Genomic DNA, 21,971 nt, shown 5'->3' on the forward strand with positions numbered 1-21,971 from the left:
CGCCGATGTCACTGTGGTTTGCCGGGAGCCTCGGCTCTGGTGCCGCACGGAACGTGCCCAAGTGGACGGTCCGTCCTTCGTCGGTGGCTACGCTTTCGGTCGATGACCGCTACAGCATCGGGGAAATAGCGTCGGAGGCACGATTCGTATCTGACGCGGAGGTGTGTGTGATGTCGGTTCAGCCGTGGCTCGCGGTGGTCGCGCTCGCAGGGGCTCTCGTGGGCGCCGACCATGTCGCCCGTCAGCAGGACAGGGCCAGCACGGTGGAGGTGACTGCCAAACGGGGGCTGATGTCGGCGCCCGCGAACATCGCGGTGGGCGGAGGGTTCGTCGCCGGCGGTGAGCTGCTGGACGGCCAGGGCCGCGCCAAGGTCGGCGACGGGTTCTCCCACTGCGGCGTGGTCGCAGTGTCGTTGGCGATACCACCGGAGGTGACGGCGCACTGCACGTCCGTCTTCCGCCTGACCGACGGTGAGCTGCACCTGTCCGGGATGCGCACCTACAAGTCGATCGCCACCGGCTTCGGTGACGCGAACCTGGCGATCACCGGTGGCACCGGCGCGTACGCCAACGCCCGCGGCGAGGGCAAAGCCACCCGCTTGAACCCGACGGACAGGCAGGACGTGACCTACAGGTTCACCTTCACGATCACGGACTGAGCAGCAGTTCCCCGCCGACCGGCACGGCCGGAACGCGGCGGTTGTCCACGACCACCAGTTCCGGCCGGGCTCCGGTGCGCCACTGCCCACCGGCCAGCGGGATCGTCGCCACGCCCGGGGTAGGACCGGCGCTCCAGTCGAGCACACCGGCCAGGGTCGGCAGGCGGGTGCCGGCCAGCACCCGTGCGACGTCCGCGCGGGAGTCCGAAATGGTCACCGCGTGGCAGACCACCTCCATCAGGGCGTGGGCCACCCCGAGCGGTTGCAGCCACGGCGCGCCGGTCGCCGCCTCATAGTCCGCGGCCAAGTCGTGGGGCGTGCGGTCCAGCGTGCCCTGATGGGCGTGCCGCGGTGTCCAGTACACGATCGTGGCTACCCGGTCGAGGCCGTGCCGGGCCACGCTGAACGGGTAGGTCAGCCAGCGAGAGCAGGTGACCAACCGCGGCCGGACCCTGTCGACGGCTGCCACGAGATCGCTCGCGGTCGCGGCCGACGTCACCACCTCCACGCCTGCCAGGTCGGGCAGCTCACCGCTGTGCTCCCGGTAAGGCAGGTCTGTCAGCCGGTGCCCGCGCGATTCGGCGACCGGCCGGAACCAGCGCCGCAGGGCCCGGCCCTGCGTGCCGTCGTTCCACAGGCAACCGACGGTGCGGGCCGGGCCCAGGTGGTCCCACAGGTCGGCGAACGCGGTCGCGATGTCGTCCAGGCCCCAGCTGAAGTGGAACGCCCATCCGGGCCGGTGGCCGGCGTCGAACACCTCGGCGGTGAACACCTGCCACGGCAGTGTCGTGGACACGCAGGGCACCTCGCGTTCGGTGCAGGCACGCGCGACCGCGGGCAACGTCTCCGTGCCGCCCAGCGTCACCACAGCGCTGACGCCCGCGTCAGCCAGCGACAACGCGGCGGCACGAGCCCCCTCGGCGGTGGACGCGCTGTCACGCACCAGCACGTCGACGGGCCACGGCAGGGCGCGGGCGACGAAGTCCAGTGGGACGCCCAGCGGAGCGAGCCTTCCGGTCGCCGCGAGGACGATCCCGATCAGCGGTCGTAACACCGTCGCACGGTATCGACGACCGTGCACCACGATTGGGCGAACCCCTCCTTGGTTACCGAGAAGGTCCCGAGAGGACGTGATCAACAGGTTGGAGCGCGGGCCGGAATCAGCACCACCCTCGACATCGAGGACATGAAGCCCGCCAACGTGATCATCCAGAAGCTTCGGTGCAGCTTGCACTTGACAAGCAGCATGACCACCGAGCGGCAGCGCCTCGTTCAGTCCGACACCCATCGACACGACAGCCGGCACTGGCGCAAACGAACGGTGCCCACCTGTGGCGGGCGCGGCGGGGTCGTCGTGATGTTGCTTGTAAAGATCTTCAAGCGTCAGGGCCCGTGGGCGGTCCTACGACGCCGTCCTGGATCCGCGGGGCGGCCAAGGTGGCCTGCGCAGTCCGTGGGGTTTCGTCGCCAGTCACGTACTTGAACGCTACCAGGACATTTCGCTCGACTGCCATCGAGCACGAGAGCGTCACAGTCGCCTGGAGTCCTGAGTGGACGGAGCACGTCGACGCGGGACGAACTGCTGCCCGTGCGGCTGCCCTTGAGGGCCGAAGGTCTCGTTGCGACAGGACGATAGGGGGTATGACGTTGATGGTGTTCAGCGGGGAGAACCTTCTCGGTACTGCCCAACCGCCAAGAGACTGGAGGTGGAGTTCGACAATGCCGGGTTCGTGGGAGAAGAGTCGTGCGTCCACCAAGACATTTGGGCTGGCTGCGATCTCTGGCGCCAACCACTGGAACCGCGACGGCCGGCACACAGAGTGCGCGACGGTCCGCGTACCACTCGGCTCCGCCGATCCTCGTGACACACCATCCACATCCGCGGTCAAGGCGTGTGACCAAGCCGCGGCCAGACAGAAGACATTCGTGGCCGACGAGTCGTCCGCCGACCAGACGAGCGTAGCAACGAGAACCTGGGCAGGTGGGCGCTGCCAGACGAGCTCCTCCTTCCACATTGGACTGGGAGGGCTCTGACTGCGATGTACGGGGTGTGCAGATGAGCGGAAAGTGGTTCTTGGTCGGACATGGCACGATGCTCGCTGAGGGTCCTGTGTCCGTCCCTCCTGGCATGAGCGTGCACTTCTACGCTCCACCGGGGCATTCGCTGCCGTTCACGGTCGTCCAAGCGACCTTGGCCACCAGCGGGTTGGAGGGTTCGCTGTGGTCGGCGCCTTCGACCGGCCACTGTCCCAACGTGCTGCTCACGGCGTGGAGCGCCGAGGAGATCAGGGTCGCGAGGAATGCGGTCCCTCACGGTGTCCGCGCTGTCTTCGTGGGTGACAGCGGTTATTCGGTCCCCGCAAACGGATTGCCGTTGTGCGGCCGGCCCCAGGACTGCGCGGAAGACATGCGGCACAGCTGCGGCGGCTGGCTCGACCTGCTGGGCGCCGCCTCGGAGCTGCACGTACTCAGTTGCCTCACTCCGCTGGGCTCTGCTGTCGCGCCCACGCAATGGAGGCTTGCGAACGAGCTCGCGGTCGAGGAGGAGGACACGCTCTTCGCGTTCCTGTCAGCGGAGGTGGACAAGTTCGCGCGGCTCAGTCCGGATCAGCGGGAAGAACTGTGGGAGTCGTGGCCGGACGGAACCAGAGCGTTCATGCTGACCGACGGCGACATGTGGTCGTGGTACACGGCACGTATCGCGCGTGAGGTGCTTGCGTCGAGGGGCGAGTTCGGACTACTTCAGCACAGGTCCACGCTGCCTCCCAAGGACCGCCTGTCCCTGGAGGAGCACGCCGACCTGACCGCGGCACTGCTGAACGCCGAACTGTGGTTCGACAAATGGGACCAACGGATCTGGCTACCGGAGGACGCCGCCGCGGTGCTGGGCGCGCTCGACGCACGTGACCACCAGGAGCTCGCCGCGGTATGGCCGGAGTTGATGCACACGCTGGAAGCGTGGCAGGCGGAGTACCCCAACGGCCTGACCGACGATCACGTACAGCGGCTGGCGCGGGAGCACAACAGTCAGGTGATGGCCACCATCTCGACAGACTGTGAACTGGCCTGTGCCTACGGTCCGGACGTCGTCGTGCTCGCACCCGAGTTGCTCGAAGACCTTCCGGACGACGCCCCGCACTGGCAGCTGTCGCTCAGCCGCGCGATCAGTTACTGGCCGGTGCAGGATGCCCAGCTCGTGGTGAGAACGACCTCCTCGGGGATGGAGATCAGCGGTAGCGCGGCACGGTTCCTCCACGCTCCCGGCACAGAACCCGGCTGAACCTGGTCACGGTGCCGCCGCTGCCCGTGCTCAACGGTGACCGGGCGAGCTCGACCGGTAGGAGGCGATCAACCTTCCGGCCGAGCGCGCCAGGGCGGTCCGCCCACGGTGACCATCACGCACGCCGAGAACATGACCGTTGTGTTCCAGCTCTGCCGACGGCTGGACGGCGCTGAGTGCTAGGTGGTGAACGGATGTCGTCCCCTGCGTGCGATGCGCAGATGCCGGCGCGTCGTACGACTTCGGCACGGCGGAGGTGCGCTACCTCGGGCGGCGCCCACAACTACTTCTCCGCGTCCGCGTAAGCGCTCAACGAGTCAGCTGTGAAGTCCATGAGAGAACGGAACGACCATCCCGGCTGGGCGGTCGCACAGGAGCGGAACTGGAGTGATCACTATGAAGAAGCTCGTGAAAGTCCTCATCGGAACCATCGCGGTCTGCGGCGCCACCGCCTTTCTCGCGCCGTTGGCGTCTGCGGCGCCGGTCGGTCCTCACGGGGAGCCGATGATCTGCGAAGGCCATGGAGTGTGCAGGTTCGACCTCGATCAGGGTTTCCAGGTGATCCCGGCCCCCCAGGTCCTCCATCCGAGCGACCTGGTCCAGCCGGAGCGGCTGCAGAATCCGACACCGATCTCATCGACCGAGGCGACCTGGGAGCAGATCGGTCGCTGGCTCACCCACCTGGAACGGGCGGCCGCTAACAACGAGGACCCGATGCTCCTCGACGATTTCCTCCGCAGGGAAGCCGTGCTCCACACCATCGAAGAAGCACTACTGTTCGCCTTCTGACCACAGGGAAACGCCGATCGGATCGCCGTCGCGGGTCCAGTGCTGTCGCTGGACCCGCGGTTGTGTCTGCTGGGCGACACGCCACAGGTCGACGGGATGTCTTTCGTGTCGTGTTACGTGCACAGATGTCCGGCAGGTGCAGCTCCGCACCGCGGAGCTGGGCGGTACGACGGTTGGCGGCACTGCGGACGACGGTGCGCGGTGGTGGCTTCGACCATGCCGTTTCCGAGTCGCTCCGGGGAACGTGGCATCGGTCGTGGACGCCAAGCGGACCATCTGCTCGATAGGACCGAATTCTCCCGCCGCTGTCCGCTTCGCGTACTTCGCCGACGGTCCGGATGCGCTGATCTCACATCCCTCGGATCAACGAGAGCATGTGTCCTTGCGTGAGGCGGTCTACGCCGTCACGTCGTGGAGGGCCCGGCCGTGCAGCCGGGACGTCGGGGGCAAGGGCAACCTCCGCGATGACAACAGCGGCCGGGTGCGCAGATGTTCACATCCGGTTCAGCTCCGACAGTTCGAGGTCGTGACGGATGGCGGCGACCTGGCCCAGCACGTAGGCGCTCTCCTCCCGGATCATCGCGCACATCAGGGTGAGGTCGTCCATCACCGAGATGAGCTGAGCGACCTCCATCCGGTCGATCGCGGCGAGCACGTCTCCCGACAGGGTCCTGGCCTCCTCCAGTGACCAGTGGTCGAGTCGTTGCTGCAGAGTCGACCAGTGCCTCGCGATGGTCTCGTTCGTCCGGGTGATCGTCGCAGCGAACTCGAACCACTGTGTCTGCTGTCCCAGCACGTTCTGCACCGGGCCGAGATCCGGCACCACGAGCTCGACGCAGGGCGTCGCTTCGAGCAACTCGCTCGCGCTGCGCAGGGAGTCACTCGTCGCCGCTTGCAGCTCGGCGCACGCGGCCATCATGGCGTCCAGGTTCGCCCGGCTCGACTGCCAGTGTTCGGCGGGGGCGAGCAGGGCCGCGAGAAACCGGTTCACCACGTCGGCGCGATCGGCACAGATCGCGAACAGGTGGAGGGTGATCCCGTCAAACCGCACGATCGCCGTACCCGACTGACCGGGCGTGAGTTCGCCGCCATCCTCGACCAGCACCCTGATCTCGCGGAGCTCGTCGTGATAGGCCTCCACGAGCTGGGTGACCCTGCAGCCGGTCTCAGGCATGAACCACCTGTCCCCGTACGCGGCGGAGAGCCGGCCGTCGTCCAGCACCGGCAGCGCCAGCACCACAGAACTGAAGGAGGTGTCCTCGAACGCCTGCCAGTCCTCCCCAGGGTAGCGGTGGTAGGCGCGCGAACGGTCGGCATCGAACGAGCGGGTGAGCAACTCGGGGTCGATCTGGAGCTCCTCCAGGCGTCGGCGATCCAGATCGGCCCGGCAGAAGGGGCAGTTCACCCCGGCTGGAAGCAGGCCCCACTCGCCCTCGTCGTCGCCCGCCGTCGGCACCGGTGTCGGCACGCACGAATGGCGCAGCAGGTTCTCCAGACATGACAGACAGATCTGCGTGCCGCACGTGGTGTCCGGCTGAACGGGCCGATGGGCACCGCTGTCGTACTCGCCGGCGCAGATGAGGCACGTGGAGTCCTCGGCGGTGGGGTTTCCCATGGACGTCATCTGATCTCCCTTCACACAACGCGATCGGCACCGGTTGGCGTTGTCGTCGTGATGTCGTCGAACCTCTCCGGCCGCATCCCAGCAAACGGCAACCAAAGCGCGGCGCCCACGGACGGCAGGACCGATTTGCGCGCCCGCGACATTGCACGTCAGGGCAAACGCTCGCGGCGCCTGGCATCGGAGGTTTCCGTCCTCCTCCGGTCTTGGCGGGCCGACACCGCCCGCCGCGGCGCCCTCTCTCGGTGTCAGCGTTGATCAGCCTTGGCCTCCGGCTCGTCCGGCTCGGCTTGGACCAGGTCCCGGATCGGGATCGCCATCCGCACGGCTGTGATCAGGCCGGTGGAGCGTTTACATGGGACGAACGCGGACGACGAAACTGCGGGAACTCGTTCTGGCGCACCGCTGGGAGCCACCCCGCGCCGTCGGCAGGGCGGCTCCGAACCGGTGTACCGGCTCCGTCACCCGCGATCAGCTCAGGACGAGTTCCTGCAACTGGGCAACATAGAGCGTGCCACCCTGGTCATAGAGCGAGGTGAAGTCGACCCGGTACTTGCCGTCGTGGGACGAGGTCTTCGGCAACGGGAGCACGTACGAGCCGCGTTCCGGTCGAACCAGGTTCCCAGCCGACGCGATCGGCTCCCACGTGCCGTCCGGTAGTGCCTTCGACACCGTCACCGCCTTGGGGAAGCCGAAGTCCATGTCCGACCGCGGCCACAACTCGAGGCGCGAGACCGAGTCGAGTCGCGTGTGGACGGTCAGGGACTCGGTGCGGTCGTGCTGTCCGTAGTCACTGCTCCAGCCATACCTGCCGGTCCCGTGCGTGGTCACACCGTCGTGCAGGTTGCCCAGCGCCATCAAGGTGCCCCATTCGACCGATGAGCTCGCGGTCACCGACTTGATGCCGAGTGCCGAGACCCATGAGCGAGTGACGGACACGTAACCGTCGAGCCACGAAAGCAGATGCTTCCGGGCGTCATCCGCATCCTTGCGGAGGTTCTGCCCGTGGCTGAGCAGACAGACCGGGGCGTTCGCCACGACGCATTTCGCGGCCCCCTCGATCCTCAGCGCGGCCTCGAACACCGACGACACGATGGACGCGACATCTTCTCTCATGGACAGGTACAACGCAGAATCACGACACTTATGAATGTCACCGCGGACGTCCGGCGCCAGCTTCTCCGCTTTGCTGTCGATGCGCCACGCAAGACCCTGCAAGTCCCGCACCAGGTAGTAGACAGCAGAGTGATCTACGCCCCCAGCCAGGGCAGCACGCAGCCGCTCCTCCGCGTGCAGCAATCCTTGCCACATGCCGGCGCATGCCGCCACGTCATCCGTTGCCTTCGACGTCGTCTCCGCCAACGCCGCAGAGGCGCCCCCGGTGGCCGCGCCCACTATCATGCCGATCGTCAGGGCGAGCGCGCCGGCAGACTTCCTGAAGTTCATCCTCTTCCTTCGTTCGAGTTCGGTGTCACGAGTGGACAGGTGGGGCCGGCACCCTGGTGGAGCCATCGCGGCCACCTTCCTCAGGTGCCGGCTCGTACCGCGTGCGTGCTACCAGCGGGTACGAACTGCGCAGAAGTCCTCGATGGGTGCCTCACCGTCCGGCGACTCGACATCCATCAACCCCGTGACCAAGATCCCCCCGTTGGGGCACAGCCTGTTCGCCGGAGCCCGGCGCAGACCGGCGGGCAGCTCGTCCGCCAACTCGTCCGGCTGTACCGCCTGCTCGACGGGCTGCTGCACGGCCTTGGCGGACGGTTCCGCCGCCGCCGGCCCGTACTCAGGCTTGTAGTCGGACTTGGAGTCGTTGTTCTCGGGCTCGGCGAGGAAATCCTCCTCGGCCGCGTACACATCGCCGCCCCATAGCGACTCGTACTCGGCGTGGTAGCCGTCCCCGTAGCCCTGCTCTGGTGCCGCGAGGGCCGAAGACGTCCCGAGAACGGAGCCCAGTCCGAGCGCGATCATTCCGCTGGCGGCGATGGTGAGAACGCGCGTGCGAAGCCTCATCATGTTCTTCCTTTCGTCGTGGTGCGCCCTCGGCACCCACCCACTGCACAAGCGAGCCGCGGCCTCATTACGCCCATCACAGGAACCGGCGAAAACTCTCTCGACCAGAACTCCCCGACGCGGACAGCTCACAGCGGCAAGCGGAAGTGGGCGCTACCGGTTCGGTGTCGCGGCGGCCCCGGCGCCATGCCTTCATCGAGGTGGCGCGACAGGTCTGACAGAAGCCGTTGACAGCGTGGGTCTCTGCCCAGAGGAGGCCCGTGGCCGCGCGGACGTGCAGCGAGCTGCGCGCCGACCTGGAGAACAAGTGCGGGGAGTCGCTGAGGGGGTGGAAGCGGTTCGTGAAGCGCTTCAGCAGTCACGTCAAGCGCTGGGGTGAGCGCGAACTCGGATCGCGTGTGAACGCGGAAGACCCCGTGAGAGCGAGATCTCACGGGGTCGAACCTGACTCCGTCAGAGGGTACCGAGGTCCACCGCGTCGGCCATCGCCTGGTATCCGGCGTCGTTCGGATGGAGGTGGTCGCCGCTGTCATACATGGGCAGCAGCGCTTCAGGATCAGCCGTGTTCCTCAACGCCTGATCGAAGTCCACTACCGCGTCGAACTCGCCGGATGCCCGGATCCAGTCGTTCACCGCCTGCCGCACCGATTCCCCGTAGGCGTTGAAGTAGGGCGCTCCCTTGAACGGCAGCAGCGTGCCACCGATGATCCGGATGCCGCGTGCGCGTGCCTGACCGATCATGTTCTGGTAGCCGGCGATCAGGTCGCTCGCCGTCACGCGAGTGGGCGTGACGGCGCAGCCGATCGTGTTGAGCTCGCCCAGCCCGATGTCGTTGATGCCTTGCAACAGGATCACCGAGCGAACATCGGGAAGGTCGAGCGCGTCGTGCGCGAACCGGGTGAGCCCGCTTGTGCCGAAGCAGTCGTTGAGCATCCGGTTCCCGCCCAAGCCTGCGTTCACCACACCACGCGGCCAAGTCAGCCGCTCGGCAAGCGCGTCCGGGTACCTGTTGTTCGCGTTGATGGTGGAGCCGGTGCCTTCGGTGATCGAGTCGCCGAAGGCCACCACGACGCTGTCGTGCTGCGGTGTGGCATCGATGATCTCCACGCCGGACACGTAGTAGGAGGACCACGATGCCTCGGTGAACGCGGTGGCGTCGGTGTCCGCGAGGTGGTCACCGGCGGCGCGGTAGCTCATCGTGTTGGCGAACAGGTGGTTCGTCGCCGGTCCGGTCGGCCCGGCGAAGTAGGTCGACACGGTCAGGGCCTGCAACCTCGGAACCCACAGCGGTACCGGGTCGCTCACCACCTCACCGCCGACCGGCACGACGACCGAGTCGTTCCCCGCGAAGGTGAGCCGGTGGACGGTGTTCGGAGTCACCGCCGCTCCCGTCGCCGCGAAAGCGACAGTCGCACCCGTCATCTGCAGTGATGCCGTGCCGTGCGCGTTGGAGAAGCGGACGCGCGCACCCAACCCGCCCGTGCCGGCTCGCACCACCTGCCGGAGCGTATGGTTGTCGAAGCCTTGCGGCGCCCAGCTCCAGAACAGCGACGACGGCGGGTGCAGCGGCGTCGTCCACGCCGCCGACCACGGCAGGTGCCAAGCCGCGCCGGCCGAGGACACCGCCGTGAACGCGACGACCATGACTGCGGTCGTGACCGCTGCCACGAGCTTCCTCATCCGAGTCCTCCTGTCGTGCGACGGCCTGGCCCCGTTCGAGGCGAGGCACGACGTGCAGATCCGAGCGCGTGGACATGCTTATGCGACGTCGACGGAATTAGCTCGAACAGAGGCACGGGGCGACAGCCGTCATATCGCCGGACCGCGTCCGACTGGATGTCGAGATACCTCGTGAGGTCGTCCGGGATCTGCGTTCCACACGTGGACGAGGTGTGATTCGGGCGCACCCGCGTCCCAGCCGATCTGCGTTGTCAGCGCTTCCAGGTCAGCGGTACGCCCAGGAGCGTTGTGCGACCTGGCAACGACCACCAGGCAGCGTCACGTTTCCTTCCCGATCGAGACACCTTTAGTAGTCAGGCCGCCCAAACGGGTATCACCCTGAGGCATTAGCTGATTCGCCCTCCCTACATAGCGTCACCTCCACGGCGAGTTGGCCCCTCACTCCGCGACGTGGGTCGTGTGCTCGCCCGACTCTCCCGGAGGACGTCATGCCGCTGGAGCCGATGAACCCGCACGCACCAACGCGCACCCGCCCGTTCGCACGCAAACTCGTCATCGCCCCGCTGGTCACCATGATCGCCGGGATGGCTGTCGTCTCCGGGATCAGCCCGGCTGGGCGAGGTGGTGGAGCTCAGAGCGCGAGCATGCTCCCACCGGGGTACGAGCAGGGTGCGGAAGTCCGCCTGGCCGCCGACGTCAGCACGCGAACGATCACCATCAGGCTCGGGCCGAGCCGGACGATCACGATCCCGATCAGGTCCGGCACGACGACAACGACGACGTCCCGGCAGACGACCACGACGACCACCGCGAGACCGACGACGACCAGGCCTACGACGACCACGACCCCGCCACCGACGACGACCACGTCGACGACGACGACGACCACGTCACCACCCTCCAGCGGCTTCGCGCCCACCGCGCAGTCGTTCTGGTTGCATCTCAACAGCACTCCGGTGACCGACGCGCAACTCACGGCGGAAGCGCGCCGACGCGCCTACATCGTTCTCAATGCCTGGGAGAGCGCCCTGATTCCGAAGCTCAAGGCCGCCAACCCTCGCGTGCAGGTGTTCGTCTACAAGGACCTCTCGTCGACCCGCAGTTACGCCTGCCGCAACGGAGTCGACGACGCACAGTTGCCGGCCGGCATCGGGTACTGCGACGCCGACCGGAACCACCCGGAGTGGTTCATGCTCAGCCCAGGCGGACAGCGCCTCCAGTACAGTGGCTACTCAGGACACTGGCAGATGGACATCGGCAACGTCGCCTACCAGAACGCCTGGATCGACAGTGTCATCTCGGCCAGCAAGGCGTCCGGGTTCGACGGAGTACTGATGGACAACGCGTTGTTCTCCTGCGAGACCTATCATGACGGTGTCTGCCCGGCGAAGTACCCCAGCGACGAGTCGTTCCAGAACGCCTACAAGGCGATGTTCGCGAACGCCAGGTCCAAGTTCGCGTCGGCCGGTCTGAAGACGGTGGCGAACCTCGCGAACGCACGACTGTTCGCTGGGGCGTGGAGCGCGTACACGGAGAACCTCGACGGCGCCTTCGACGAGTGGTGGCTCACCTTCAGCGACACCAACCTGTTGCCGGAGTACGACCAGGGGTGGAGCAGGCAGCTCGCCGAGATCGCGGCGAACGAGGCTCGCGGCAAGATCACTTGGGTTCAGCCCCACTTCACCGATACCGCGCAAGGCGCTTTCCGATACGCGTTCGCGAGCTTCTTGATGGTGAACGGTTCGCGCAGCGCCTTCGCACCGATCGCGCGGACGGACGGGTACGGAGATCCCTCACCCTGGCGCGCCGAGTACGACTGGCACCTCGGCACGCCTTCCGGGTCCTATCGATCCATCGGGACCAACCTCTTCCGACGGGACTACACCTGTGGCGTGGTACTGGTGAACGCCAATCCGACGGGCTCGAACGCCGTGGCAGTCGCGCTCGGCGGCACCTACACGGCCGAGACGGGCCGGTCGGTCACGTCGGTGTCGCTCGCAGGCACATCAGGGTCCATCCTGCGCCGCGCCTGCTGATCTCGGTGGGCGAGTATCCGCGGCCGGCGGGTACTCGCCCACCCCGGTGCCACACGGAACCAGCCGAACCACATCGCCGGCGTTCCTGGTCCGGAGCCGTGTGCACGTTCCCGGTTCGCCGCCCACGTCCAGGCAACTGGCGATCTCTCCACAGGGGCTGGCCTGGGCAGCTGACGCCGGTCGCCAGGGCCATGAGCCCTGTCACCTGCGTCCACCTCGCTACCACGGCTCGCCCCTACGACAGTCCGGCCGTACCTGAGCGAGGCGACCGTCCGCCTTCTGCACCGAGTTCACGCCGGCTCGCGGAACCCAGGCCCCCGCCGGGCGGCGACGCGGTCGTCGCGCGACGAGGCCCCGCGCACTCTGACGCCTGTCGATCCGCCATTTTCACGCCCGGAAGTGCAGCCGGAAAGGGACGGCGGGTGCGGTCCCGCGTCATCACGCCGCACGAGAGCGGTCATGTCATCGACGATGCGAAGCAGCACGTCATCACGAGGTGATCAACATGACGGATTGGCCGTACACCACCACACACCGAGCGCTCGCTCTGCTGAGAGCGGTCTCCGCAGGGCGAGTGGAGATGACCTGCAGCGCCGAACCGGACGCGTTCCTGGACGACCTCGCATGGTGTGATCAGCAGATCGCTCACCACCTCGCCCACGCGGCGCTGATGGAGCCCGCTCGACAAGGCCGTGTCGGCATGCGCGTGCCCGCCCGGCTCACAGCCAAAGGCATGATCCACTTGGCCCTGCATACGAGCGCTTCCGCCCCGACGACGAACGCGACCTCGTAAGCGCACCAGCATCCATCGGGCACGAGGGCGCAAGGCGGAGGCTTTCGCGCGAGGATCAATCGCTTGGAGTTCCGTGCGTCGTCGAGCAGGTACTCAGCTCAGAAGAGGCAAGTGTCATGGGATGAGGCTTCGACCGCCCCGAACCATCGGCGGAGTGAGACGGGAGAAGCCGGTGCCCGGCCAACCGGCACCACGACACGACCGTTGCCGTTGACGCGGTCCTCCCCGCTCCGATCATGCCGCAGTCCGTGCTCCGGGGGCGCCGGGCCGAAGCAGCGTCGCCAGATTCGATCCGCGCTTCGGGCGCGGGAGCTTCACTCACCTTCGCGGCGCCGCACCACCAGCGCACTCAGTCGAACAGGAACCCGTCAAACACGCCGCGGCCGCACTCTGCTCTTCGTCACCTCGCCGTGAACGAAGCGCGCCTTGAGTATCTCGGCCCAGTCGACCGTGACCTGATAGTGCTGATGCACCCAGATCGCGGCGTACCGCAGCGCTTCGGCCTGTGCCGCCGCCCAGGCGCTGACGACGGGGACGTTCCAGGGAGGAGCAGCCGGTCCCGTCCCGCCATGCAGGACCGCGCGCAGGCTCGTGGCCGCGGTGTCGAACAGGTCGCGGGCAGCATCCCGCTCCTCAATGAAGTTCTGCCATTCCTCGTGTGAGGCGAACGACGTCGTCTGTACCTGGTTCCACAGCACGACGGCCTTCTGCACGGCCGACTGGAACCGTTGTACGTCCTCCAGTGCCCGCGCCAGGACCTCGACTCGCCGCAGTGGCTCAAGCATCTGGGCCACGTCGTCCGCGTGCATGTCGAACTGCTCGCTGCTCAGCTTCACCGCAATCACTCGATCGACGTCATCGGGCCAGCGCAGCGATCCGAAGCCGTCGACCGTGTCGAGCTCGGTCGCCTGCTCCTCGGCCGCCTCGCCGAGCTGACTGACGACGTCGCCGATGTTCTCGGCGAGCAGGGTCAGCACCTCGATCTGCCGCTTGATCTCCTCGTGCGTCCTGCCGATGAGCTTCCGCTGTTCCTCCGCAAGCGCGATCAGCTCACCGATCTCGCGCTCGGTCAGCTCCTTGCGCTGGGTCTGCGCGGCGAGGTGGTCGTAGTTCTGCTGGATCGCCGAGACCCACTCCGCGAGCCGGCCGCCGTCGACCTGGGTCGGGATCCGGACCTGGTCTGTGCCCGGAGGTGTCTGCATCGGAGCGCTCATGGGTTCGGCTGTGTCCTCGGGTTCGACGTGGACTGTCATCCGAGGCTGGCAGCAGCGTGTGCGGCTCCGCTTGTCCGTTGGGGCAGTGATTCAGGCACGGGTGAGCTCGGACAGCCCCAGGTTCCGGCGGATGACCGCGACCGCAGCCATCACGTAAGTGCTTTCCTGCAGTATCAACGCGCACTTGCCGGTGGCGTCTTCCATGATCGAGATGAGCTCGTCCACCTGCAGCCGGGTGATCTCCCGCAGCATCTGTTCCGCGAGGCCCTTCGCCTCGTCGAGTGACCAGTCGTCCAGGAGCGCCTGCACGGTCGCCCACTGCTCTGTCAACGCATCGTTCACCTGGGTGATCCGCGCGGCAGTGCCGAACCATCGCGTCGTGTCGCCGAGTACCCGCTGTGCCGCACCGAGATCGGGCACGGTGAGCTCTACGCACGGTGTCGCTTCCAACAGCTCGCTCGCGGTGCTCAGGGTGGCCTCGGTGGCCTCTGCCACCGCCAGGCAGGCGGCTCGCATCGCCTCCAGGTTCATCAGGCACCCCTGCCAGAAGCCGCCGGTCGGGGGCAACGCCGCCAGGAACCGGCCGGCCACGTCGGCGCGATCGGCACAGATCACGAACAGGTGCGACGTGAGCCCGTCGAAGGCGGTGATCGCCTCACCCGCCCGGACAGGGCTGGGCTCTCCCGTCGCCGCCACGGCCGAGCGGATGTCGCCGAGTTCGGCGTTGTAGGCGGTGACCAGCTCGACGACAGCGCCACCGGTGCCGGGCATGAACCAACTGTCCTGATGGGCCACGGCCAGCAGGCCGACGTCGAGCACCGGCAACGCCGACACCGCAGAACCGAACGAGCTGTCGTCGTACGGCTGCCAGTCCTGTCCCTCGTACCGGTAGTGGGCCTGGGAGCGGTCGACACCGAACGCGAGGTCGAGCAGCGCGGGTTCGACCGGGAACTGCGCCAGCCGGGAGCGGTCGAGCACCGTCCTGCAGAACGGGCAGTTCGGCGGGGCCGGGAGTCGCCCCCACTCGACCTCGGCGTCCCCGGCCGTGGTCACGGCCGTGGGTACGCAGGACTGTCGCAACAGGTTCCTCAGGCACAACAGGCAGATCCGGTTGCCGCACGTTATGTCGAGCGGCACGGGACGGCGGGCGTCGTCGTCGTAAGCCTCAACACAGATCGGGCAGGTGGTGTCCTCCACGGAGGTCATGTTTCCCCCGGCCCTTCTTCTCGCCCGCGGCGCACCGCGGCTCCTCTGTTCACCTCGCCAGGTAACCGCAGCTCTGACGCAAGGTCCCAGAGCCACCTGGACAGACATGTCTGCCCGCGAGGCTGCACGTCCCGGCAGCCGCCCGCGAACCGACTTCCGAACCACCGGCACGGCGGCTGAGCGAGGCAGCGCGAATGGACCTCGCGGTTGCCCTCATGGTCATCACGCTGGCTCACCGCGAGTCGGATGCTGGTGCCGTGCCCGACAGCGACGACGGCCTTTCCGATTCCGATTCCGACGACGCGGTCGTCGCCCTGACCGCCACCTCCGACATCGACGGTGGGCGACTCGCGAACCTTGTCACGGCCTACCAGCAGATGCTCGAGGAGTTCACGGATCTCGCGGAGGCTCACGCCGACATCGAGGAACCGCGCTCCCCCGGCACCGTCGACTTCCTGATCGACGCTCTCGGCGAAATGCGCCGCTTGCTGCAGGACATCGAGATCGCGGCCGCCATCCAGTCGAGGGCCGTAGAGCTCGGCCGTCGCGCCAGGCCGGAAACCTTCCGCGCCGCGGAGGCACTTCAGGTCAACGCCGACAGGTTGCTGGACGTCGACGACGGCGGCAGGCTCACGTGGCCGCACGACTGGAGCGAGATGTCCGCCGTCGAGCTCAGCACCGACCGGATCGACAGCCACTTCGAACACCTCGTCGCCATCTTTGAGATTCTGCGTGGTGTGCCTGGACTTGAGCACGTACATGTGGTCGTTCGCCAGTACCAGGCTGATGTCCAGCGCGCTGTCACCGAGTGGAACCGGTGGCGCGACCGACCGGTTCCGGGGCCGGCCGAAGCGCTCGCCCTGCTGCAGGCGCGCGAGGACTGCCACAAAGTGCTGACCACCGCGGCAGACGTCCTCCTGGGCGCCGCGGACTCCCACCTGATTCCGCAGGCGCTGATCGCGGTGAGCGAGTGGACGTACGGGCGCATGGCCGCACTCGACCAGTTGTCAGCGCAGCGTCACACGGAATTCGCGTGGAACGCCGAGCGGCAGCGTGAGCTGGCGACGGGTCGGCCGTTGCGACTGCAGCTCGCCGGGTGAGCGAGGCACCGAGATCGGCAAGCGCTCACGAGCCGGGCTCAGCCCAGGGCCTTCATCTGTTCCCTTGATCCGCGACCGACCTGAGTCAGGACTGCGGACGTGACCGTTCGTCGTCACCTCCGCCTTCGTCCTCACCCACCACAGGATGCACTGGGGTGCTGGTCGCGACCTGACAGCTGCCGGCCGCTCGCACGAGCCGGTGACCGCAACGTGATGGTGCATCTTGGGCCTGACGACTCCGGAGAGATCGAGGTCCACTTCGCCGACAACCAAGATCGGCGATGTCAGCACCCCGCTGTGAGGAGCGTGGTGGCTCGACTTGGACACCGAGCTGACGAACCTCGCGTCGGCGAACGAGTGACCGGTTCCGGAACTGCCTCGTGCACTCGCGATGCTCACCCGAACGCGTGCACACTCGACTCGACTCGACTCGGGTCATCCGGGCAGCCGGGGCATGCGGGATCGGGGCGGCTTGGGCTCCTCCTCGGGCGCTCGCGACAGGGCTGGGATCGAAACGTTGTAGGTGCGGTTCAGGATTTCCAGACGCTTTCGATACGGAAAGTTCTGCAGATCCGACATCAGCTGTGTGGCTTTGCCTGCCAAGCCCATTATTTCCGCGACCCGGACGAATGCTGCAGCCTGCGTGTCCCACAGCTCGGGCTGAGGCTCGACGTCAGTCCAGCAGGTGCGGACGAACTGAGCGAAGAAGTACTCCGCCCATTCCTCCTCCGTCGTCTGGTAGAGGCTGTCCAGCAAGTCGTCCGGAGTGATGCCGGCTTCTTTGACCAGGTCGAATATCACGGTCACGAGGCGGAGGTGCTTACCCCCCTCGAAGTTCTCGAGATCACGGAGGACGAACTCTTCCAACGAGCCGTCGTGGACTTCCTGATTCCGATGTTCCTCGAGCACGGCAGCCAGTTCATGCAGCAGCCTTATCGCGGCGTCGGCAGGCAGTTGTGCCCTGATCAGCAACATCTCGCACAGCCAGTCGATACTGTCCACGGACACACCCCTTCGATACCGGCACATCACGCGAGCGGGCCCTGCGGTCCCGCCTCCTCCAGCTTCGGGCCGGCGGTGACGAACAAACCTGGACGAACGGCCCCTTCCGAAAGCCGTCGGTCACGCACGAGCCCAGCACTCAACGCGTGACCGACGGGAGTTCCCTCTTCCCTGCCGGTCCCCACCTCCCGGCGAGACATCGCCGGTCACAGCGTCGATCAGTTGTCCGGCGCGGCGAACACCTCGTCACGCGGCAGGACTCCACGATCCCCGACGTCGCAGTCCGCACGGCGAAACGGGCGGGTAGTGCGAAGGGTGCGACATCGGCACTTCTGGTCTCCCGAAGAGGCATCTGTGCAACCGTCATGCAGCTACCGCGACTCTGTCGACGTGTGGGCTCGAAGCATGCTGACCGTTGCCGCCGGGACGTGCCCGACGTAGGCCCGGCGTGACGCCTTTACCGGTGAGGTGCAGCCTGGTGATCGACTAGAGGCCTGGAAGCGCCCGATCTTCAACAACGGCGCGCTCCACGTGCTAAAGGACGCGGACGCGGCACAGCGACGCACCCTCACGTCGCCTCCACATGCGCCGTGAGGCGGGTACTGCCTGATTCGCGAGAGCTCCGGGCTCACGGTGGCCGAATCCATGGTTCCGCAGGGGGCGCCTGGTCCCAGGAGTGACCGCAGGACGGGCCTCAGCAGTCTGTCAGGTCGTCTTCGTCTGCTCGACCAGCCGCAGTGCTTCCTCGGCGAACGTCTCGGCGATCAGATGCTCCGGCACGGTCCTCACCACCTTGCCCCGCACGAGATCTGTCCCTTTCCGTTGCGGGACGCGACGCCGAGATCCGCCTCGCGCGCCTCACCGGGGCCGTTGACCACGCACCCATCACAGCCACGTGGTCTACCGGGAGTGCCTGCGGGGCGCGAGAGCCGCAGCCGGCACATCCGGCGTGCCCGGCGCGACTGCGGTCATCGGCAAGTCACCCGCATTTCCACGTTCGGGTTCTTCTTCTGTGGCGCCATATACGCCGAATCGAGGACATCGCATCTCTCTCGAAGGGGCCAGGGCCCTGAGGCCCTGACTCTCCGTGCGCGAACTGGGCTGCCCATTCGGCTGCCTCGAGTGACACCACCGTCTCAACATCGCGAGTCCATTCTGGACACGCCGCCGGGGACCGGCGGGGCCCGGCTGTTCGCGGCTGGACTGGCCGAGCCGGAACCGATCACCGCCGAGACCCCCGGGAGGTCACTTGAGGCAGCACGAGAGCCGGTCGTCACCCTCCGGTCCCCGCGGGACGCCTGTCATCGGCAACCTGCGCGAGTACCGGAGGGACCTGCTGGGCTTCCTGCGGCGCTGTGCACGGGACCACGGCGACTTCGTGCCAGTGCGGGCTTTCACCAAACGCGGTTTCCTGGTCTTCGACCCGGAGCTCGTGGCGGAGGTGTTCACCGCGCGGCATCACGACTTCCGCAAGGTGTTCATCCTGACCGACAACCGCCTGTTCCTCGGCAACGGCCTGCTGACGAGCGAAGGTGGCTCCTGGCGCCACAATCGCAGACTCGTCCAGCCCTCGTTCAGCCCGGCGCGCATCGCGGACTACAGCACGGTGATGATCGAGGAGGCGGTCGCTCTCGCCGCCACCTGGCGCGCGGGCGGTGTCCGCGACGTGCAGCGGGACATGATGCGGTTGACCCTCAGCGTGGTGGTGCGCTGTCTGTTCGGGTCCTCTCCGGACTTCGACCACGACCGGGCCGGACGCGCGCTGGACGTGGTGCAAACGCGTCTCGCGGAGCGGACCACCGCTCTCGTGCCATTGCCGGACTCAGCCTGGACACCCCGCAACCTCCCGCTACGACGAGCATTGCGCGCACTCGACGAACTGGTGGTCGGCATCATCCGCGAACGTCGCGCGTCGGGTGCGCTCGGAGACGACATGCTGTCGGTGTTGTTGCGTGTGGACGACACCGGCGTCCGCCTCGACGACCGTCAGGTGCGGGACGAGGTGATGACCATGTTCTTCGCGGGCCACGAGACCACGGCACTCGCCTTGTCCTGGTCGTGGTACCTACTGTCCCAGCACCCCGACGCGCTCGCACGGCTGCGCACGGAGCTGCACGACGAACTCGGTGGCGCACCGCCGACGTTCGAACATCTGCCGCGACTGCGCTTCGCCGCCAACGTCGTCAAGGAGTCGTTGCGCCTCTATCCGCCGATCTACGCCTTCGGCAGGGATGCGGTCCGCGACACGACGATCGGTGGCCATCACGTGCCCTCCGGAGCGAGCGTCCTCGTCGCTCCCTGGGTGACGCATCATGACCCACGGTTGTTCCACGACCCGGAAGCGTTCCTGCCACAGCGCTGGAACGCCGAGTTCGAGCGAACCATGCCGAAGTTCGCCTACTTCCCGTTCGGCGGCGGGGCGCGGATGTGTCTGGGCAGGTCGTTCGCGATGGCGGAGGCCGTGCTCGTGCTCGCCACCTTGGCCGGATCGTTCACCCCTGAGTACCAGGGCGACGGCGCACCGGCGCTGTGGCCGACCTTCACCCTTCGTGCCCGTGACGGTCTGCCGATGACCTTCCGCTGTCTTGACCGCGCCGGCGACGAGGTGCCGGGACCATGACGAGAAACCGGACGGCCACACCTCTGGACCACCTCTGCGCACTCCAGCACGAGGACGGTCGCTGGGAGGCGGAGATGGTGTGGAACAGCGGTCTGCTCGCCCAGTACGTCATCAGCTGCCGCGTCGCGGGTCCGTGGCCGATGCCGGACTCCGATGTCCGGGCGGCGCGGCGCTACTTCGAAGTCACCCGCCTGCCGGACGGGTCATGGCCGGTGCATTCCGAAGGCGGAAGCAGCGTGACGGGTACCGTGCTCGCCTACGTCGCCCTGCGCCTGCTGGGCGTCGGCCCGGACGACGCGATCGCCGGCAGCGCCCGGGACTGGCTGAGGCGAGATCCCGACCGGGTGCTCCACATGCCGACCTCGGCGCGGATCTGGCTCGCGGTGGTGGGACTTTACGAGTACGAGGGCATCGTGCCCGCGCTGCCGGAACTGCTGACCGCTCCCCGATGGTTCCCGCTGCATCCAGCCCGCTTCGCCTGCCACCTCCGTCAGGTCTATGTGGGAATGGCGTGGCTGTACGGGATGCGGGCCCGGTTCGACCTTGATGTGCTGACCGGGCAGCTGCGCGCCGAGCTGTACGACCGTCCCTACCGGACGCTCGACTTCCGTTCGGCACGGTTCCGGCTGGCAGCTCCCGAGGTCTGCGCTCCTCCGCGGTTCCTCGCCCGCCTCGCCCAACGGGTGTTCTCGTGGTATGACCGACGACCGATCGCCGCTCTGCGCCAGGCCGGTCTGCGTCGCTGTGCCGAGTTCGCCGACGCCGACGCCGAGGCGAGCGCGGGGATGGCGCTCAGCGTGGTGCAGGGGCTTCTCGCACATCTCGGCAGAGCCGCTTCTGGACGGCCCGCCGCGGAGCTGCACGCACGGTTCCGGGCGTTCGACCGGTGGCGGTGGCTTGACGACGACGAGGGCCTGCGCATCGTCGGTGCCCGCTCGTCCTCCTGGGACACCGCCTTCGCGCTGCGCGCGTGCGCCTCGACAGAGACGACTCCGGCATCGCGGGCAGCGGTGGCTCGCGCTCACACCTGGCTCGCCGGTCAGCAGATCAGCCGCGAGCTTCCGGAGCAGGCCCGGACCGGTCGCGATCCTGCGGTCGGCGGGTGGTGCTTCTCCGAGGCCGCGCACGGCTGGCCCGTCGCGGACTGCACCGCGGAGGCCCTGTCCGCGCTGCTCGTCATCCGTGAGCACCCGGAACTGTCCGCTGTCACCGAACCGGTGCCGCTGAGGGCTCAGGTCCGAGCGGTTGACTTCATTCTCAGCAGGCAGAACCGGGACGGAGGGTTCGGCACCTACGAACGAGCCAGAGCACCAGAGGTACTGGAGCACCTGAACATGGCGGAGATGTTCGTGAACTGCGTGACCGATCACTCCTACGTGGAATGCACCGGCTCCTGCATCGCGGCGCTGGCCCGCTTCCGGCGCGCCCACCCAGGACAGCGCAGGGCACTGGTGGACCGCGCCATCCGCGGCGGTGTCGAGTACCTCCGCAAGCAGCAGCGGTCTGACGGCAGCTATCCCGCCGGATGGGGAATCGCCTTCACCTACGGCACGTTCTTCGCCGTCGAGGGCCTGGTGACCGCCGGTGTCAGCACCTCGGATCCCGCCGTCGCGAGAGCCGTGGCCTGGCTGCTGAGCGTGCAGCTCCCTGGCGGAGGCTGGGGGGAACACCATTCGAGCGTCCTGTCTGGTGAGTACACCGCGCTGCCACATGCCCACGCGGTCATGACCGCGTGGGCGGTCCTCGCTCTCTTGGCGGGCGGGCTGCCGGAGGAGCACCCCGCGGTGCGCAAGGGCCGCGACGTCCTGCTCGCGCTCCGCGCCGCTCACCTGGGCCCTGGTTGGCCTCAGCAGGCGTGCAGCGGCATCTTCTACGGCTCTGCCGTGCTCGACTACCGGCTCTACAAAGGCGTCTTCCCGGTCTGGGCACTGGGTTCGCACAGCGTTGAACGAGGTGAGTGA

17 protein-coding genes and 1 pseudogene are annotated in these 21,971 nt (G+C 67.3%); 8 read left to right on the forward strand and 10 right to left on the reverse strand.

The features are described from left to right. The first annotated feature begins 170 nt into the window (after positions 1-170). A complete protein-coding gene (locus ACRSBM_RS26330; RefSeq protein WP_434447048.1) occupies positions 171-659 on the forward strand; it encodes an allene oxide cyclase barrel-like domain-containing protein in 489 nt (162 codons plus the stop codon). On the opposite strand, the gene ACRSBM_RS26335 is transcribed toward ACRSBM_RS26330, so the two are convergent. After that, positions 649-1,713: an ABC transporter substrate-binding protein gene (locus ACRSBM_RS26335; RefSeq protein ID WP_434447050.1), complete on the reverse strand. Its 1,065-nt coding sequence runs from the start codon at positions 1,711-1,713 to the stop codon at positions 649-651. The genes ACRSBM_RS26330 and ACRSBM_RS26335 overlap by 11 nt on opposite strands. Positions 1,714-2,715: 1,002 nt before the next feature. Here ACRSBM_RS26335 and ACRSBM_RS26340 point away from each other — a divergent pair. Further along, positions 2,716-3,939, forward strand: a complete 1,224-nt coding sequence (locus ACRSBM_RS26340) for a putative adhesin (RefSeq protein WP_434447052.1) — start codon at positions 2,716-2,718, stop codon at positions 3,937-3,939. 396 nt (positions 3,940-4,335) lie between these two features. Next, positions 4,336-4,728: a hypothetical protein gene (locus tag ACRSBM_RS26345; RefSeq protein ID WP_434447054.1), complete on the forward strand. Its 393-nt coding sequence runs from the start codon at positions 4,336-4,338 to the stop codon at positions 4,726-4,728. A gap of 493 nt (positions 4,729-5,221) precedes the next feature. Here ACRSBM_RS26345 and ACRSBM_RS26350 read toward each other — a convergent pair whose 3' ends face one another. The 5 genes from ACRSBM_RS26350 to ACRSBM_RS26370 form a co-directional block, all read right to left on the reverse strand. Next, positions 5,222-6,352 carry a hypothetical protein gene (locus tag ACRSBM_RS26350; protein WP_434447055.1) on the reverse strand — a complete coding sequence of 377 codons (1,131 nt, stop codon included), beginning with the start codon at positions 6,350-6,352 and terminating at the stop codon, positions 5,222-5,224. Between the two features lie 468 nt (positions 6,353-6,820). Beyond that, positions 6,821-7,711: a hypothetical protein gene (locus tag ACRSBM_RS26355; RefSeq protein WP_434447057.1), complete on the reverse strand. Its 891-nt coding sequence runs from the start codon at positions 7,709-7,711 to the stop codon at positions 6,821-6,823. Between the two features lie 192 nt (positions 7,712-7,903). Then, entirely contained in the window at positions 7,904-8,359 is a 456-nt protein-coding gene (locus ACRSBM_RS26360) for a hypothetical protein (RefSeq protein ID WP_434447059.1), read from the reverse strand. A gap of 453 nt (positions 8,360-8,812) precedes the next feature. Further along, on the reverse strand, positions 8,813-10,039 hold the full coding sequence (locus ACRSBM_RS26365) for an SGNH/GDSL hydrolase family protein (protein WP_434447061.1): 1,227 nt from the start codon (positions 10,037-10,039) through the stop codon (positions 8,813-8,815). Positions 10,040-10,670: 631 nt separating this feature from the next. Further along, positions 10,671-10,985 carry a hypothetical protein gene (locus ACRSBM_RS26370; protein WP_434447063.1) on the reverse strand — a complete coding sequence of 105 codons (315 nt, stop codon included), beginning with the start codon at positions 10,983-10,985 and terminating at the stop codon, positions 10,671-10,673. 10 nt (positions 10,986-10,995) lie between these two features. Between ACRSBM_RS26370 and ACRSBM_RS26375 the strand changes: the two genes are divergently transcribed. Then, positions 10,996-12,075, forward strand: a complete 1,080-nt coding sequence (locus ACRSBM_RS26375; RefSeq protein WP_434447065.1) for a putative glycoside hydrolase — start codon at positions 10,996-10,998, stop codon at positions 12,073-12,075. A 505-nt stretch (positions 12,076-12,580) separates the two neighbouring features. Beyond that, the gene (locus ACRSBM_RS26380; protein ID WP_434453225.1) at positions 12,581-12,868 is read left to right on the forward strand and encodes a hypothetical protein; all 288 of its coding nucleotides are present in this window, start codon (positions 12,581-12,583) and stop codon (positions 12,866-12,868) included. A 368-nt stretch (positions 12,869-13,236) separates the two neighbouring features. Here the strand turns inward: ACRSBM_RS26380 and ACRSBM_RS26385 are convergent, their stop codons facing one another. Both ACRSBM_RS26385 and ACRSBM_RS26390 read right to left on the reverse strand, forming a co-directional pair. Further along, positions 13,237-14,082 carry a hypothetical protein gene (locus ACRSBM_RS26385; protein ID WP_434447067.1) on the reverse strand — a complete coding sequence of 282 codons (846 nt, stop codon included), beginning with the start codon at positions 14,080-14,082 and terminating at the stop codon, positions 13,237-13,239. Between the two features lie 90 nt (positions 14,083-14,172). Continuing rightward, positions 14,173-15,288, reverse strand: coding sequence for a hypothetical protein (locus tag ACRSBM_RS26390; protein ID WP_434447069.1), 1,116 nt, complete (start codon positions 15,286-15,288; stop codon positions 14,173-14,175). A 194-nt stretch (positions 15,289-15,482) separates the two neighbouring features. On the opposite strand from ACRSBM_RS26390, the gene ACRSBM_RS26395 reads away from it, so the two are divergent. After that, positions 15,483-16,388 carry a hypothetical protein gene (locus tag ACRSBM_RS26395; protein ID WP_434447070.1) on the forward strand — a complete coding sequence of 302 codons (906 nt, stop codon included), beginning with the start codon at positions 15,483-15,485 and terminating at the stop codon, positions 16,386-16,388. A gap of 435 nt (positions 16,389-16,823) precedes the next feature. On the opposite strand, the gene ACRSBM_RS26400 is transcribed toward ACRSBM_RS26395, so the two are convergent. Both ACRSBM_RS26400 and ACRSBM_RS26405 read right to left on the reverse strand, forming a co-directional pair. Continuing rightward, positions 16,824-17,390 carry a hypothetical protein gene (locus ACRSBM_RS26400; protein ID WP_434447071.1) on the reverse strand — a complete coding sequence of 189 codons (567 nt, stop codon included), beginning with the start codon at positions 17,388-17,390 and terminating at the stop codon, positions 16,824-16,826. 705 nt (positions 17,391-18,095) lie between these two features. After that, positions 18,096-18,274 (reverse strand): annotated as a pseudogene (locus tag ACRSBM_RS26405) (flavodoxin-dependent (E)-4-hydroxy-3-methylbut-2-enyl-diphosphate synthase); the annotation flags it as partial. A gap of 365 nt (positions 18,275-18,639) precedes the next feature. Here ACRSBM_RS26405 and ACRSBM_RS26410 point away from each other — a divergent pair. Both ACRSBM_RS26410 and ACRSBM_RS26415 read left to right on the forward strand, forming a co-directional pair. Further along, positions 18,640-20,010 carry a cytochrome P450 gene (locus tag ACRSBM_RS26410; protein WP_434447073.1) on the forward strand — a complete coding sequence of 457 codons (1,371 nt, stop codon included), beginning with the start codon at positions 18,640-18,642 and terminating at the stop codon, positions 20,008-20,010. After that, entirely contained in the window at positions 20,007-21,971 is a 1,965-nt protein-coding gene (locus ACRSBM_RS26415; RefSeq protein WP_434447075.1) for a hypothetical protein, read from the forward strand. The genes ACRSBM_RS26410 and ACRSBM_RS26415 overlap by 4 nt, the downstream gene beginning before the upstream one ends.

Origin of the sequence: Lentzea xerophila, assembly GCF_051094245.1 — a bacterium.
Classification (GTDB): Bacteria; Actinomycetota; Actinomycetes; order Mycobacteriales; family Pseudonocardiaceae; genus Lentzea; species Lentzea xerophila.

Excerpts from the sequence above, each read along its gene's own strand:
- ACRSBM_RS26360 (WP_434447059.1), bottom strand. The coding sequence starts at position 8,359 with ATGAGGCTTCGCACGCGCGTTCTCACCATCGCCGCCAGCGGAATGATC.
- ACRSBM_RS26415 (WP_434447075.1), top strand. The coding sequence starts at position 20,007 with ATGACGAGAAACCGGACGGCCACACCTCTGGACCACCTCTGCGCACTC.
- ACRSBM_RS26385 (WP_434447067.1), bottom strand. The coding sequence starts at position 14,082 with ATGAGCGCTCCGATGCAGACACCTCCGGGCACAGACCAGGTCCGGATC.
- ACRSBM_RS26380 (WP_434453225.1), top strand. The coding sequence starts at position 12,581 with ATGACGGATTGGCCGTACACCACCACACACCGAGCGCTCGCTCTGCTG.
- ACRSBM_RS26340 (WP_434447052.1), top strand. The coding sequence starts at position 2,716 with ATGAGCGGAAAGTGGTTCTTGGTCGGACATGGCACGATGCTCGCTGAG.
- ACRSBM_RS26350 (WP_434447055.1), bottom strand. The coding sequence starts at position 6,352 with ATGACGTCCATGGGAAACCCCACCGCCGAGGACTCCACGTGCCTCATC.
- ACRSBM_RS26395 (WP_434447070.1), top strand. The coding sequence starts at position 15,483 with ATGGACCTCGCGGTTGCCCTCATGGTCATCACGCTGGCTCACCGCGAG.
- ACRSBM_RS26365 (WP_434447061.1), bottom strand. The coding sequence starts at position 10,039 with ATGAGGAAGCTCGTGGCAGCGGTCACGACCGCAGTCATGGTCGTCGCG.
- ACRSBM_RS26390 (WP_434447069.1), bottom strand. The coding sequence starts at position 15,288 with ATGACCTCCGTGGAGGACACCACCTGCCCGATCTGTGTTGAGGCTTAC.
- ACRSBM_RS26330 (WP_434447048.1), top strand. The coding sequence starts at position 171 with ATGTCGGTTCAGCCGTGGCTCGCGGTGGTCGCGCTCGCAGGGGCTCTC.
- ACRSBM_RS26345 (WP_434447054.1), top strand. The coding sequence starts at position 4,336 with ATGAAGAAGCTCGTGAAAGTCCTCATCGGAACCATCGCGGTCTGCGGC.